This is a genomic window from Fusicatenibacter sp., from assembly GCF_977045365.1.
In genome coordinates this window covers 1-12,892 of the sequence record NZ_CDRRUH010000075.1, presented here as the reverse complement: position 1 = coordinate 12,892, position 12,892 = coordinate 1, and the positions used below count along the sequence as shown (strand labels likewise).

General features: G+C 51.8%; 14 protein-coding genes. All 14 read left to right on the top strand.

Going from position 1 to position 12,892, the window contains the following annotated elements; all coding sequences use genetic code 11:
• On the top strand, positions 1-331 hold a 331-nt coding region (locus ACY2VW_RS13060), incomplete at its 5' end, for an ACT domain-containing protein (protein WP_461878346.1).
• Positions 321-1,193 (top strand): L-serine ammonia-lyase, iron-sulfur-dependent, subunit alpha, encoded by an 873-nt coding sequence (sdaAA, locus tag ACY2VW_RS13055; protein ID WP_461878345.1) that lies wholly within the window; start codon positions 321-323, stop codon positions 1,191-1,193. The genes ACY2VW_RS13060 and sdaAA, both read left to right, overlap by 11 nt.
• 70 nt (positions 1,194-1,263) lie before the next feature.
• Positions 1,264-1,656: an Asp23/Gls24 family envelope stress response protein gene (locus tag ACY2VW_RS13050; protein ID WP_022463352.1), complete on the top strand. Its 393-nt coding sequence runs from the start codon at positions 1,264-1,266 to the stop codon at positions 1,654-1,656.
• An 84-nt stretch (positions 1,657-1,740) separates the two neighbouring features.
• Positions 1,741-2,178 (top strand): transcription antitermination factor NusB, encoded by a 438-nt coding sequence (nusB, locus tag ACY2VW_RS13045; RefSeq protein ID WP_022463351.1) that lies wholly within the window; start codon positions 1,741-1,743, stop codon positions 2,176-2,178.
• Complete coding sequence (gene xseA / locus ACY2VW_RS13040; RefSeq protein ID WP_461878344.1) at positions 2,168-3,394, top strand: exodeoxyribonuclease VII large subunit; 1,227 nt, start codon at positions 2,168-2,170, stop codon at positions 3,392-3,394. The genes nusB and xseA overlap by 11 nt, the downstream gene beginning before the upstream one ends.
• A 24-nt stretch (positions 3,395-3,418) precedes the next feature.
• Entirely contained in the window at positions 3,419-3,664 is a 246-nt protein-coding gene (gene xseB, locus ACY2VW_RS13035) for an exodeoxyribonuclease VII small subunit (RefSeq protein ID WP_243277201.1), read from the top strand.
• On the top strand, positions 3,642-4,556 hold the full coding sequence (locus ACY2VW_RS13030) for a polyprenyl synthetase family protein (protein ID WP_461878343.1): 915 nt from the start codon (positions 3,642-3,644) through the stop codon (positions 4,554-4,556). Before xseB ends, ACY2VW_RS13030 begins: the two co-directional genes overlap by 23 nt.
• A gap of 11 nt (positions 4,557-4,567) precedes the next feature.
• Positions 4,568-6,445 (top strand): 1-deoxy-D-xylulose-5-phosphate synthase, encoded by a 1,878-nt coding sequence (dxs, locus tag ACY2VW_RS13025; RefSeq protein WP_461878342.1) that lies wholly within the window; start codon positions 4,568-4,570, stop codon positions 6,443-6,445.
• Positions 6,442-7,251, top strand: coding sequence for a TlyA family RNA methyltransferase (locus ACY2VW_RS13020; protein WP_461878341.1), 810 nt, complete (start codon positions 6,442-6,444; stop codon positions 7,249-7,251). Before dxs ends, ACY2VW_RS13020 begins: the two co-directional genes overlap by 4 nt.
• Positions 7,252-7,270: 19 nt before the next feature.
• Positions 7,271-8,128 (top strand): NAD(+)/NADH kinase, encoded by an 858-nt coding sequence (locus ACY2VW_RS13015; protein WP_215663796.1) that lies wholly within the window; start codon positions 7,271-7,273, stop codon positions 8,126-8,128.
• Positions 8,129-8,156: 28 nt separating this feature from the next.
• On the top strand, positions 8,157-8,633 hold the full coding sequence (gene argR, locus ACY2VW_RS13010) for an arginine repressor (RefSeq protein WP_022463344.1): 477 nt from the start codon (positions 8,157-8,159) through the stop codon (positions 8,631-8,633).
• A gap of 65 nt (positions 8,634-8,698) precedes the next feature.
• Entirely contained in the window at positions 8,699-10,390 is a 1,692-nt protein-coding gene (gene recN, locus ACY2VW_RS13005) for a DNA repair protein RecN (protein ID WP_461878340.1), read from the top strand.
• Between the two features lie 166 nt (positions 10,391-10,556).
• Entirely contained in the window at positions 10,557-11,777 is a 1,221-nt protein-coding gene (gene spoIVB, locus ACY2VW_RS13000; RefSeq protein ID WP_461874011.1) for a SpoIVB peptidase, read from the top strand.
• Between the two features lie 205 nt (positions 11,778-11,982).
• Entirely contained in the window at positions 11,983-12,783 is an 801-nt protein-coding gene (spo0A, locus tag ACY2VW_RS12995; RefSeq protein WP_461878339.1) for a sporulation transcription factor Spo0A, read from the top strand.
• The last annotated feature ends 109 nt before the right edge of the window (positions 12,784-12,892 follow it).

The following is a 12,892-nucleotide window of genomic DNA, read 5'->3' as shown; positions in this document are numbered from 1 at the left end:
GCAGGCGTGCTCCCTTGGCGGCGGCCGCATCATGATCAACCGTCTCGACGGGCTGGATGTCAACTGCAGCTGCGAGATTCCGACCCTGATCGTCCACAATCTGGACCAGCCGGGCCACGTAGCCGAGGTTACGTCGATGCTGGCACATAAGTCAGTCAACATTGCGAATATGTCCCTCTACCGCGACAAGAGAGGCGGATCGGCCGTCATGGTCGTGGAGATGGATCAGCCGCTTCCCAAAGAGTCGCTGGAATGGCTGGAGCATCTTGAGGGCATTGTAAAGGTAACATACATCAACGTAACGGAAGGAGAAGAGGACGATGTCTTATAATTCACTGGAAGAAATTGTCCGAGAGTGCCAGGAAAAAGACCTGCCGTTTGATGAAGTCATCCTTCTGGACGATATGAATGAGAGAAATGTAAGCCGCGAAGAGTCCATTGAGACGATGCGCGGCATGTGGGAAGCCATGAAAGGCGCTGAACGGAATTATGACGGTTCGCTGCAGTCGAGAAGCGGTCTTGTGGGCGGCGCCGGAAAGACGATGCGCGCGTATGTCGAGAGCGGGAACACGCTCTGCGGACCGTTTGTCGGAAAAGTTATGGCATCTGCACTTGCGATGGGTGAGTCAAACGCCTGCATGAAGCGGATCGTTGCAGCACCGACCGCAGGAGCGTGCGGTGTGCTTCCGGCTGTGCTCGTGAATTACCAGAAAGAGAAGGGGACAGCGGATGAGCAGATCGTGCGTGCGCTCTACACGGCAGCCGGTATCGGCCAGGTCGTTGCGGCGCGGGCCTACATTGCGGGCGCTTCCGGCGGCTGCCAGGCCGAAATCGGAACAGCAAGCGCGATGGCGGCAGGCGCACTGACCGCACTTGGCGGTGGCACTCCGTCCCAGATCACGCATGCGTCAGCGATGGCATTAAAGAACCTGCTCGGTCTCGTGTGTGACCCGGTCGGCGGTCTTGTCGAGGTCCCGTGCGTCAAGCGGAATGTGATCGGTTCCGTGAATGCACTTTCTGCGGCGGACATGGCACTTGCGGGAATCATAAGCCGCATTCCGCCGGATCAGGTGATCGATGCGATGCGGGAAGTCGGCGACCAGATGCATCCGAGTCTGCGCGAAACCGGCCAGGGCGGCCTTGCCAACACGCCGGCAGCACGCGAGTGGTGCGCGGCACAGGAAGAAGAATAAAAAAAACTTTTATTTTCGGAAAACTTTTGGTATAATAAAGGAAAGTCAGCCAAGGAGGAGGTTCTTTAAGATGGCAGAGGCAAAAATTCAGAAAAGAAACACTTATACGATATATGATGACGAAGGAATCGGAACCGTGCAGATTGCAGACGAGGTGGTAGCTATTATCGCAGGACTTGCGGCAACGGAAGTGGACGGGGTAGCCTCCATGGCCGGAAATATTACCAACGAATTAGTCAGCAAGCTTGGCATGAAAAATCTTTCCAAGGGTGTCAAAGTTGATGTACTCGACGGCGTTGTCTGCGTGGATCTTGCCCTCAATCTCAAATATGGATACGAGATTCCGGCAACCTGCAAAAACGTACAGGAAAAAGTAAAAACAGCGATCGAGAATATGACAGGCCTGGAAGTTTCCGATGTCAATGTAGCCATTGCAGGCGTGAATATGGAACAGACGAAATAAAAAACAACGAACCGCGAGGGAATAAGGCGACCCCTTACACCCCGCGGTTTTTGTCAACTATACAGGAAGGAATTAAAACAAACGATGAACAGAAGCAAACTTCGCGAAAATATTTTTAAACTTCTCTATACCGCAGAGTTCCAGGAGAAAGAGGAGATGCCGCAGCAGATGTCTCTTTACTTTACGTACTCTGACGACAACGACGAGGATGAAGAAGTAACCGTAAGCGAAAAAGATCAGACCTATATGGAAGAGAAATACCATCATGTGACCGAGCACATCCCGGAAATCGACGAGATGCTGAACCGTACTTCCGAGGGCTGGAAAACGACCCGTATGGGAAAAGTAGACCTGGCGATCCTGCGTCTTGCTGTTTACGAGATGAAATTCGACGAGGACGTTCCGGTCGGTGTAGCCATCAACGAGGCCGTTGAGCTGGCAAAACGCTTCGGCAGAGACCAGTCCCCGTCCTTTATCAACGGTATTCTTGGAAAACTGGCAAGAGAAGAAGATGAGAAATAAAAACCAGAATGTTTACACCGTAGGCCAGGTCAATTCATACATCAAAAATATCTTTGACCAGGACTATATGCTCCGCAGGATCTACGTCAGCGGAGAAGTAAGCAACTGTAAATACCATCCGTCCGGCCACATCTATTTTTCGTTAAAAGACGCCGAAGGAACGATTTCCTGCGTCATGTTCGCCGGTTCGCGGCGCGGCCTTGCCTTCCCGATGCGGGACGGCGACAACGTGATTGTCGGCGGCAGCATCAGCGTCTATGAGCGGGACGGAAAGTATCAGATCTATGCAAAAGAGATCACAAAAGAGGGCGCCGGCCTTTTATATGAAAAGTATCTGGCCCTAAAAGCAGAACTGGAAGAGATGGGCATGTTTGCCCCGGAGTACAAGCAGCCGATTCCTGCGTATGTAAAGAAAATCGGCGTTGTCACAGCACCGACGGGAGCTGCTGTGCAGGATATCAAAAACATTGCACTCCGCCGGAATCCCTTTGTCCAGATCATCCTCTACCCGGCCCTGGTGCAGGGAGAGGGAGCGGCGGACAGCATCGTGGAGGGCATCCGCCGTCTGGATGCACTGAATCTGGATGTGCTGATCGTGGGCCGCGGAGGCGGTTCGATCGAGGATCTTTGGGCGTTCAACGAGGAAAAAGTAGCGCGTGCCGTTTTTTTCTGCCATACCCCGGTGATCTCCGCCGTCGGCCATGAGACCGACACAACGATCATCGATTTCGTGGCAGATCTGCGCGCCCCGACCCCGTCCGCAGCGGCGGAGCTGGCGGTCGCTGATGTCCGCGCGGTACTCAACACACTGGAAAATTATAAAAGCCGCATGAACCATGCGATGGCAAACCAGACGCAGAGAGCGAGAAGCCGCCTTCTGCAGTACGAGACAAAGTGGAAGTATCTCGGACCGGAAAATAAGATCCGTGACCAGAGAGCACGCCACGCCGAGCTGGAGCGTCGGTATACAGATGCGATGGAAGAAAAGCTCAAAGAAGCGCGCCACCGCCTTGCCCTTTACATTCAGGCGATGAAGGGTTTGTCCCCGCTGGACAAGCTGAACCAGGGCTATTCCTACGTGGAAAAAGAAGGAAAGGCCATCACTTCGGTGCAGGATGTCAAAGAAGGCGATCTGCTCGAAATCTGTGTATCGGACGGAAAGATCACAGCGCGCGCAGAGAAGACATCGGCCGTATCCTGGATGGAACAATCGTGAAAAAAAGCAGAGAATCGAGAAAACATGGGAAATATGGAAACAGAAGAGAGAAAAGAAGAAGGAACTCCTTCCGGTGAGACACTGGAAGCAGCATTTGGAAAACTGGATCAGATGCTCGAAACGCTGGAAAGCAGCGATGTCAGCCTGGAAGACTCCTTTCGTTTATACAAGGAGGGAATGGAGCTTTTAAACGAATGCAGTCAGAAAATTGACCGCGTTGAGAAAAAAATGCTCCAGATGAATGAGGATGGAACATTCAGAGAATTTTAAAGCAGTACTCGAAGAAAAAACGCGGGAAGCGGAAAGTATCATTACCGCTTACCTGCCGAAAGAGGAAGGCTTTGCAAAGGAACTGGCAAAAGCCATGAATTACAGTATGACAGCGGGCGGAAAGAGGCTTCGTCCGCTGCTTTTGCAGGAGAGTTTCCGTCTGTTCGGCGGAACCGGGGAGGCTGTAAAACCATTTATGGCAGCCATGGAGATGATTCACACCCATTCCCTGATCCACGATGATCTCCCTGCGATCGACAACGACGATTACCGCCGCGGCAGAAAAACGACCCATGTCGTCTTCGGAGAGGCCGTCGGCGTGCTGGCAGGAGACGCTCTTTTAAACTATGCATACGAGACAGCCTGGAAAGCCTTTCCACTGGAGGAGCACACCGACCGCGTAGTGCGTGCTTTTGGCATTCTCTGTCAGAAAACCGGAATTTCCGGCATGCTGGGCGGTCAGAGTGTTGACGTGATGAATGAAAAAGCCGGCCATTTCGCCATCGACCGTGAGATGCTGGACTACATTTACGAGAACAAGACTTCGGCGCTTTTAGAGGCTGCCATGATGGCAGGTGCGGCACTTGCAGGAGTAAACGACGATGATCTTGACGCGCTCTGCCGGATTGCCTCCAAAGTCGGAATCGCGTTCCAGATCCGGGACGACATCCTGGATGTCACATCCACGATGGAGGAGCTTGGAAAGCCGGTTTTCAGCGATGAAAAGAATGAAAAAACAACGTATGTGACGATGTTTGGCACAGACGGGGCGGAGCAGGAGGTAAAACGGCTCACGAAAGAGGCCGTGGACGAACTGAAAAATCTGTCCTGTCCGGGAGATAAAATATTTCTGGAAGAGCTGTTTGAATCTCTGACTTCCAGAAAAAAGTAAGGGATGATTTCATGTTAGAAAAAATACAGAAACCAAACGATATCAAGAAGCTTCCGGCGGACCAGCTTCCGGCGCTTGCAGAGGAAATCCGGGAATTTATTATCGAGTCTTTGAGTAAAACCGGCGGCCATCTGGCGTCCAATCTTGGTGTCGTGGAACTGACGATTGCGATGCACCGCGTCTTCGATCTTCCAAAAGACAAGCTGATCTGGGATGTGGGACACCAGTCCTACACGCACAAGATTCTGACCGGGCGGAAAGACGGGTTTGAAACGCTGCGCCGGGAAGGCGGCATCAGCGGATTCCCGAAGCGGAGCGAGAGTGACTGCGATGTATTCGACACCGGCCACAGCTCGACCTCGATTTCCGCAGGCGTCGGCTATGTGCGTGCACGGGAACTGAAAAAAGAAAATTATTCCGTTGTTTCGATCATCGGAGATGGTGCGCTGACCGGCGGCATGGCGTACGAGGCGCTGAACAATGCGGCCAGCCTGAAATCGAATTTTATTATCGTTTTAAATGACAACGAAATGTCGATCACCGAGAATGTCGGCGGTATGTCATCGTACCTGTCCGGCCTTCGGACGGCATCGGCGTACACGGATTTCAAGATGGACGTCACAAAGGCATTGAACCGCATTCCGGGCATCGGACCTGGCATGGTGGATGCGATGCGGAAGACGAAAAGCAGCATCAAACAGATCATCATTCCGGGCATGCTGTTTGAGGATATGGGACTTACGTATTTAGGTCCTGTGGACGGCCACAACATTCCGCAGCTGATCAAGACCTTCCAGGAAGCAAAACGGTTTGAAGGACCGATCCTGGTGCATGTCCTGACACAGAAGGGCCGCGGCTATGAGCCGGCGATGCGCCACCCGGCAAGATTCCACGGTGCGGGTCCGTTCGATGTGAAAACAGGATTGCCGGTTGGAAAATCCAATCCGACGTACACGGATGTCTTTTCCACGGTCATGCGGAAAATGGGAGATCGAAGAAAGGATGTTGCGGCAGTCACGGCGGCGATGATGACCGGTGTCGGACTGAAACGCTTCTTCAACATGTTCCCGGACCGCTGTTTCGATGTGGGAATCGCAGAAGAGCACGCGGTGACATTTGCAGCGGCACTGTCACTCGGCGGCATTACGCCTGTCGTTGCGATTTATTCTTCATTCCTGCAGCGGGCGTACGATCAGATTATGCATGACGTCTGTATGCAGAATCTCCATGTCGTCTTTGCGATTGACCGCGCCGGTCTTGTGGGCTACGACGGGGAGACACACCACGGCATTTTCGACCTTTCCTATCTGGGTTCGATGCCGAATATGACAATTCTTGCACCGAAGAACCTCTGGGAGCTTTCGGATATGATCAAATTTGCGGTCGATTACGACGGTCCGATCGCGGTGCGCTACCCGAGAGGGGAAGCGTATACGGGATTAAAAGAGTTCCGTGCGCCCATCTGCCTCGGAAAATCAGAAGTGATCCATGAGGGAAGCCGTGTTGCACTTCTTGCCGTCGGCAGTATGGTAAAAATGGCAGAAGAAGTGCAGAAACAGTTAAAAGAGCGGATGGATATGGATGCGGCGCTTGTGAATGCGCGGTTCGTCAAACCAATCGATGAAGAACTTCTTCGAAGCTTTGCCGATACGTATGAGCTTGTCGTAACACTCGAGGAAAATGTAAAAGACGGCGGCTTTGGAGAGCGCGTCCTTGCTTTTGCCGAGGAAGAAGACCTTCCGTTCGGCGTGGAGATCATTGCACTGCCGGACCGCTTTATTCCGCACGGAAGTGTATCATACCAGATGAAACAGGTCGGCTTTACGCCGGAAGATATCTGCGGCAGAATTGAGGAATACTACAGAAAACGGGAGCAGGAAGAAAGATGAAAAAACGATTAGATGTATTACTGGTAGAACGGGGCCTTGCCACATCGCGGGAAAAAGCGAAAGCCATGATTATGGCAGGAGAAGTTCTGGTGGACAATGAGCGGGAGGACAAAGCCGGTTCCATGTTCCCGGAAGAAGTGGAGATTGTCTTAAAAGGAAAACCACTGCCGTATGTGAGCCGCGGCGGCTTAAAATTAGAGAAAGCAATGAAAAACTTTGACCTTACCCTGGATGGAAAGGTCTGCATGGATGTCGGAGCATCCACCGGCGGCTTTACCGACTGTATGCTGCAGAACGGCGCCGTCAAGGTATATTCCGTGGATGTCGGCCACGGCCAGCTCGACTGGAAGCTGCGGAACGATCCGCGCGTTGTCTGCATGGAGCGCACGAACATCCGTTACGTCGTGCCGGAGGATATCGAGGAGAGACCGTCCTTCGTATCGATCGACGTATCGTTTATCTCCCTGACCAAGGTGCTGCTTCCGGTCCGGAATCTGATGGAAGAGAACGGCGAAATTGCAGCTCTGATCAAGCCGCAGTTTGAGGCAGGACGCGAAAAAGTCGGCAAAAAAGGTGTTGTCCGTGATCCGGCTGTACACAAAGAAGTCATTGAGATGGTCATTTCCTATGCGAAAAGCATTTCCTTCGGCGTGCGCCATCTGGAATTTTCACCGATCAAAGGACCGGAGGGAAATATCGAGTATCTCGTTCACCTTGTCCGGCTGCCGGACGGCGTGAAAGAGGAAGAGACAAATGTCGATGTAGACGCCGTTGTAAAGAGCGCGCACGATACACTGGATAAATAAAAGGGTTAAGGAGCATGATATGGAGCGATTTTACCTGATCACAAACAGAGCAAAAGACCCGGACCTTACCGTGACAGACCAGATCAGGCAATATCTGGAGGAGCGCGGAAAAACGTGTCTTCTCTGCGATAACAGCGAAAAAGGGGAAAAATACCATTATACGGATCCGGCGAAGGTTCCGTCAGATATCGACGGCATTCTGGTGCTCGGTGGTGACGGCACGCTTCTGCAGGCAGCAGGCGACGTGGTGGATTTACAGATTCCACTGCTCGGTATCAATCTGGGAACGCTCGGCTATCTTGCGGAAATCGACCGTGACACGCTTTATCCGGCGCTGGATCATCTGATGGCGGATGAATATACGATTGAGCACCGCATGATGCTCTGCGGATCGATTTACCGGGACGGAAAGCTGATTGCGGAGGACACGGCACTCAACGACATTACGATCACCCGTGAGGGAAACCTGCGTGTCGTCCGGTTCGACAATTACGTCAACGGGGAGTTTTTAAATTCCTACAGCGCCGATGGCATCATCGTCGCAACGCCGACCGGTTCGACCGGCTACAGCCTCTCCGCGGGCGGCCCGATCATCTCACCGTCAGCCAGCCTGATGCTGATGACACCGCTTGCCCCGCACACCCTGAATACGAGAAGCATTGTCTTTCCGGCAGAGGATGTGATCGAGGTGGAGCTCGGGCCTTCGAGAGACGGCGGCATTGAACAGGGCATGGCATATTTTGACGGCGACACCCGCGTTCCGATGAAAACCGGCGACCGGATCGTGATCAAAAAGGCCAGACGGGATACTCTGATTGTGAAGATCAGCAACATCAGTTTTCTGGAGACATTAAGAAAGAAAATGGCAAACATTTAAGATATAGTTACTGGGGAAGGATATTGAAATGAAAATCGCGAGACATGCACAGATTATCAAATTAATTAACCAATATGACATTGAAACACAGGAGGAGCTGGCAAAGAAGCTGGAGGAGAGCGGCTTTGCCGTAACGCAGGCGACAATTTCGAGGGATATCCGCCAGCTGAAGCTCACAAAAGTACCAAAAGAGAACGGCGGAAGCCGCTATGCGGTTCTGCAGAACGCACCGTCCGAGGTTGGGAGCCGCTATGCGCGCGTGTTAAAAGACGCGTATATTTCCGTTGATCTTGCCAAGAATATTCTGGTCATCAAAACCGTGTCTGGAATGGCGATGGCGGCGGCAGCGGCTTTCGATGAGATGAACTGGAATGAAATTGTCGGCTGCATCGGCGGAGACGATACGATTCTCTGCGTGGCAAGAGACGATGATGCGGCGCTTGTGGCAGCAGAACGACTGAAAAAAATGGTGGACGGCATGGAGGAGACGGGCGAAGAGTTCTAAAGAACGCCCGTTTCTGCAAAAAAGAGACAAAAAGATGACAGCAGGTGTGACACCGGAGGGAAAGAATGCTCACAAACTTACACGTAAAAAATCTGGCCCTGATCGACGAAGCGGAAGTGGAGTTCGGTCCGGGCCTGAATATACTGACCGGAGAAACCGGAGCCGGAAAATCCATCCTGATCGGTTCGATCAATGCGGCGCTTGGAAAGAAGATATCCCGCGAGATGATCCGGACGGGAGAGACAAGCGCGCTGGTGGAACTGGTCTTTGAAACCGAAAATCCGCATGTGCTGGAGCTGTTAAAAGAGATGGATCTCGAGGCGGAGGAGGGACAGGTGATTATCTCCAGAAAGATCACCGGATCCCGCAGTGTCTGCCGCATCAACGGCGAGGCATGTAATATCTCGCAGGTAAAAGCCCTTGCGTCCCTGCTGCTCGACATCCACGGCCAGCATGAGCACCAGTCGCTGCTCTATCCGGACCGGCAGATCGCGATTCTTGACGCGTTTGCGGGAACCGAGGCGGCCACGGCAAAAGGAGAGGTCCGGGCGCTGTACCAGGAGTGGAAGAATGTCCGAAAGGAGCTCTCTGCGTACGAACTCGACGAGGAGGCAAGAAAGCGGGAGGCAGCATTTCTTACGTTTGAAATCAACGAGATTGATCAGACAGAGCTAAAAGAGGGCGAGGACGAAGCGTTGGAAACTGCGTACCGGAAGATGGGCCATGCGAAAAAGATCGCGGAATCTCTGCAGACGGTATATGCGATCACCGGCTACGGTGCAGAGAACAGCGCCGGGGAGCAGGTCGGCCGCGCAATCCGGGAACTGCAGCAGGCCGCGGTGTACGACGATGCACTTTCCGGTCCGTCGCAGACCCTTTCCGATATTGACGGACTGCTGAACGATTTCAACCGCGAGATTTCCGCGTATCTTTCCGAACTGACCTTTTCCGAGGAAGAGTATTACGAGACGGAAAAGCGGCTCGATGAGATCAACCGCCTGAAAGCAAAGTACGGAAAGACGATGGCAGAGATCGCCGCATACCGCGAAGAACAGCAGAAAAAACTGGAAAAACTGGAAAACTTTGAGAGCTGCCGCGCCGCACTGCAGGAGCAGTTACAGAAAACGGAGCAGAAACTGGATGCGGCCGCACATAATCTGTCCAAAATCCGCAGAAACTATGCAAAACGGCTCGAAACACAGATTATCGAAGGTCTGCGCGACCTGAATTTCCTGCATGTCGCATTTGAAATTTCATTTGAAAAGACAAAAAGCTACACCGAAAACGGAACCGATGCTGTGGAGTTCTTAATCTCCACAAACCCGGGCGAAGCGGTCCGTCCGCTGGCGAAAGTTGTTTCCGGCGGTGAACTGTCGCGAATCATGCTGGCAATCAAGACGATTCTTGCCGACCGCGACGAGACAGAAACCTTGATTTTCGATGAAATCGACACCGGAATCAGCGGAAGGACGGCGCAGAAGGTTTCCGAAAAAATGGCACAGATCGGGCAGCGCCATCAGGTCATCTGCATCACCCATCTGCCGCAGATCGCAGCGATGGCAGATTCTCATTTTGAAATCGAAAAAAACGTCGAAGAAAACGAGACCGTCACATCGATCCATCCATTATCCGAGGAAGATTCTGTCAGAGAACTGGCAAGAATGCTCGGCGGCGCGAAAATTACGGATTCTGTTCTGGCAAATGCCAGCGAGATGAAGGAATTGGCACAGGTACAAAAATCTGCAAGACTCAAATAAAGAGAAGTCCGCATACTAAGAGGGAAATCACGAAACAAAGCGTGGTTTCCCTCTTTTTTCGCTGGCGGCGAGTCAAAGTCCGTGCCTGCACGAGAACTTGACGACCGCCGCGAAAACAAAAGAAATGCCGCAGTTCTGCCCTGCGGCGGAAAGGATGGGAATGCAAATGACGAGAAAACAAAAATACCGAAGAGTCCTGCTTGCGCTGGCGGCGCTGTTTCTGATCCTCGCCGTTCTTCTTGGCTACGATGCCATGCGCGAATCCCTGCCGGATACGATGTATGTGGATGAGAACAGCGAAAGCCCGTTTCAGCCGCTCACGAAACATCCTCTGCTGACAATTTCGGAAGGAACTGAGGAAGCAGAAAAGAGCGATCCCGGGGAAACGGGAGATACCGTGGTGGAATGTTCCGCAGCCGGAATTCCGCTGAAAAAGATCCGTGTCATCCAGGAAGAACGGCCGAAAGTTGCCGTCTGCGGCGCGCCGGTCGGTATCTATATGGAGACCGACGGCGTGATGGTCATCCGCACAGCCGAAATCCGTTCGTCCGACGGAACCGTCAGCCGGCCGTCGGAAAATATTCTGCGGGAAGGTGACTATATCACGAAAGTAAACGGACAGGACATCCGCAGCAAACAGGAGCTGATTGATGCAGTAAAAGTATCAAACGGTTCCCCGGTGTGCCTTTCCCTGCTCCGGGACGGGGAAACGATCGAAGTGCAGGTGACACCGCAGAAAAGCCAGGACGGCACCTGCCGCCTTGGAGCCTGGGTCCGCGATAATATGCAGGGAATCGGAACACTGACCTTCGTGGAAGCAGACGGAACCTTTGCGGCGCTCGGCCACGGAATCAGTGATGTTGATACCGGAAAAATGCTGCAGTTAAACGGCGGAGAGCTGTATCTGACACAGATTCTGTCCGTGATTCCGGGAAAAGCGGGTGTACCGGGTGAACTTCAGGGCGTGATCCATTACGAAGAAAAGAACCGTATCGGGTCAGTGGCGGAGAATACCATCTACGGTATCCACGGCGTTCTGGACAGGGAAAAAAGCAGTGCACTGCCGCTTACCGTGACGGAAATTGCCTACCGGCAGGAGATCGAGACGGGCCCGGCCACCGTGCGGATGTGCGTGGACAATACGGTAGAAGAGTATGAGGCGGAGATTACGGAAATCGATCTTGGAAGCGAGAATACGAACAAAAATTTTGTGCTCGAAATTACCGATCAACGGCTGCTGCAGAAAACCGGCGGCATCGTACAGGGAAATTCCGGCTCGCCGGTGCTCCAGAACGGAAGGCTGATCGGCGCCATTACCCATGTTTTCGTAAATCATCCGGAAAAAGGCTACGGTGTCTTTGCGGAAAATATGCTTGCACGGAACTGAAAAATATGCGTTAATTTGGTTGAAATTGTTATAAACTTCCGAATTTTTACGGAAAATGTCGATCGAATTTTCAAAAAATTACGGGAAATATATTGAAAATGCGAAAAAATAAAATTATAATGTCTGTGTGATTGGAAAAAGTTCAGAAGAAAACGGATGCAGCGAAATTCCGGAAAGACCATGAGTTTTTGCAAAGGAGAGCTTTATGGAAAAGATCAACATTGCCATCGCGGATGATAACGAACGCATGCAGGAAATGCTTGGGAACGTCATAAAACAGGATGACACGCTTGCACTGATCGGGCAGACCGGAAACGGAAATGATATCTACAGTATCATCCGCGACAAAGAACCGGACGTCGTACTGCTTGACATTTTCATGCCGAAGATGGATGGTCTGACTGTAATGGAGAAAGTCAATGAGGATAAAAATCTGAAAAAAAGACCTGCCTTTATCGTTGTCTCCGCCGTAGGAGAGGAGCGGATCACCGAAGATGCGTTCCGGCTCGGCGCTTACTATTACGTCTTAAAACCGTTCGACAACGAAACTCTTCTGAACCGGATCAAAGCAACAAAAGGAATGACAGCAGTAAGAAGATACCATCCAAGAAATTTTACAAACCTTGGAAAAGAGCCGGTCTGTCCGCCGGAAAACAGTCTGGAAATCGATGTGACAAATATGATCCACGAGATCGGCGTTCCTGCCCATATCAAAGGATACCAGTACCTGCGCGATGCGATTCTGCTTTCCGTAGAGGACACGGAAATGCTCAATTCCATTACCAAGATTCTCTATCCGACCATCGCGAAACGCCACCAGACAACGTCAAGCCGTGTCGAGCGTGCCATCCGCCATGCGATTGAAGTGGCCTGGAGCCGCGGCAAAATGGACACAATCGACGAGCTGTTCGGCTATACCGTGAACAACCGCAAGGGTAAACCGACAAATTCTGAATTTATTGCATTAATTGCAGATAAAATACGTCTCGAACTGAAAAATCAGTAAAAAGTAACAAAAAAATCCGAACAAACGGAGAAATTACAGAAGTTTAGACTTTTTTTTCTGGACAAAGTACGGTATAATACAGACAGGACGTTGATTATCCTTTCGCGTT